The organism is Streptomyces boncukensis, from assembly GCF_011045075.1.
Lineage (GTDB): Bacteria > Actinomycetota > Actinomycetes > Streptomycetales > Streptomycetaceae > Streptomyces > Streptomyces boncukensis.
Genome location: NZ_JAAKZZ010000935.1, coordinates 1 through 1,525, shown reverse-complemented (window position 1 = coordinate 1,525; position 1,525 = coordinate 1). Strand labels below are relative to the sequence as shown.

Here is a 1,525-nt window from a genome sequence, read left to right as displayed (position 1 = left end):
GGCGGGGGTCGCCCCGCGGGGTGCGGTCTTGGTTGGCATAGCCACGATGCTGCTGCGCGGGAAGAGACCGCGGGGAGCCGCTGTTTATGGTGGTGGCAGCACCACCAGCTAGGGAGGGGACCGACAGGTGGCCCGTAGTGAGACGACGCGGCCCGTGAGGGCATCCAGTGAGCGCACCCGGCGGGGCGCGGAGCTGCGCGACTTTCTGCGCTCCCGCCGAGCCCGCGTCAGCCCTGCCGAGGCGGGCCTGCCCGAGGGCGGCTCCCGGCGCCGTACACCAGGGCTGCGCCGCGAGGAGGTGGCGGTGCTCGCGGGGGTGGGCGCCTCCTGGTACCAGTGGCTGGAGCAGGGGCGGAACATCACGGTCTCGCCGCAGGTGCTGGACGCGGTGGCGCGGGTGCTGCGGATGAACGGCGCCGAGCGGCGGCATCTGTACATGCTCGCCGGGCTCAACCCGCCGCTCCCCCAGTCCGACCACGACCGCGACTACCTGTGCGAGGGGATGCAGCGGCTGCTCGACGGCTGGCTGCCGAACCCGGCGGTGGTCCTGGACCCGTACTGGAACGCGGTGGGGCACAACGAGAGCGCCCGGCTCGTCCTCGACGTGAAGGACCAGGACAACTGCATCCTGGACTTCTTCCTCAGCGCCCGCTACCGCGCACGGAACCGGAGCTGGGAGCGGAACGCCCCGCGGATCGTCGCGCAGCTGCGCGCCTCGCTCGCCGAGTGGCCCGAGGACGAGGGGTTCCAGGAGCTGTTCGAGCGGCTGCGGGGCGAGAGCGGGAAGTTCCGGGAGCTGTGGGCGCAGGGCGACGTCAGCCCGCCCGGCCAGCTCGTCAAGGAGATGGAGCACCCGGTGGTCGGGGCGCTGGTCTTCGAGGCGACGACGCTGCGGGTGCCGGCCCGGCCCGATCTGCAGGTGGTGCTGCACAACCCGGTCCCCGGGACGTGCACGGCCGAGCGGCTGGAGCGGCTGCTGACGCCCGAGGTGCGGCGCTCCACGCTCCGGCCCGTGGCCAGCTGACCGCGCGCCCGGCATATCCTCGCTGTCATGACTGAGCAGGAGCTGGATCCCGAGGACCGCAAGATCGTCACGCTGGCGCGCAGCGCCCGTGCGCGCAACGCCGTGCCGGAGGGCGCGGCCGTACGCGACGAGACGGGGCGGACGTACGTCGCGGGCTCCGTCGTCCTCCCCTCGCTCCGGCTGTCCGCGCTGCGCACCGCCGTGGCGATGGCGGTGGCGTCCGGCGCAGCGTCGCTGGAGGCGGCGGCGGTGGTCTCGGAGGCCGCCCAGGTCCCGGAGGAGGACCTGGCGACCGTACGGGACCTGGGCGGCCCGGCCACACCGGTCCTGCTGGCGGCCCCGGACGGCACGGTGCGCTCGACGGTGCCGGCGGGCTAGTGCTTCGCCGCGGAAGTTCTGCTGGTGAGGTCGTGCTCGTTGGCAGGGCGTGATTCTTGGTCTTGAGGTGCAGAGGGTGCTGGAGGCCCGGGTACGGGCGCACACTGCCTCGCAGAGGGAGGT

Annotated in this window: 2 protein-coding genes; both read left to right on the top strand. The window is 73.5% G+C overall.

Translation table 11 applies throughout. From position 1 onward, the window contains the following. Positions 1-154 precede the first annotated feature (154 nt). Positions 155-1,024, top strand: a complete 870-nt coding sequence (locus G5C65_RS37130) for an MmyB family transcriptional regulator (RefSeq protein WP_165303438.1) — start codon at positions 155-157, stop codon at positions 1,022-1,024. A 27-nt stretch (positions 1,025-1,051) separates the two neighbouring features. Continuing rightward, positions 1,052-1,402 carry a cytidine deaminase gene (locus tag G5C65_RS37125; protein ID WP_165303437.1) on the top strand — a complete coding sequence of 117 codons (351 nt, stop codon included), beginning with the start codon at positions 1,052-1,054 and terminating at the stop codon, positions 1,400-1,402. Positions 1,403-1,525 lie beyond the last annotated feature (123 nt).

Excerpts from the sequence above, each read along its gene's own strand:
- G5C65_RS37125 (WP_165303437.1), top strand. The coding sequence starts at position 1,052 with ATGACTGAGCAGGAGCTGGATCCCGAGGACCGCAAGATCGTCACGCTG.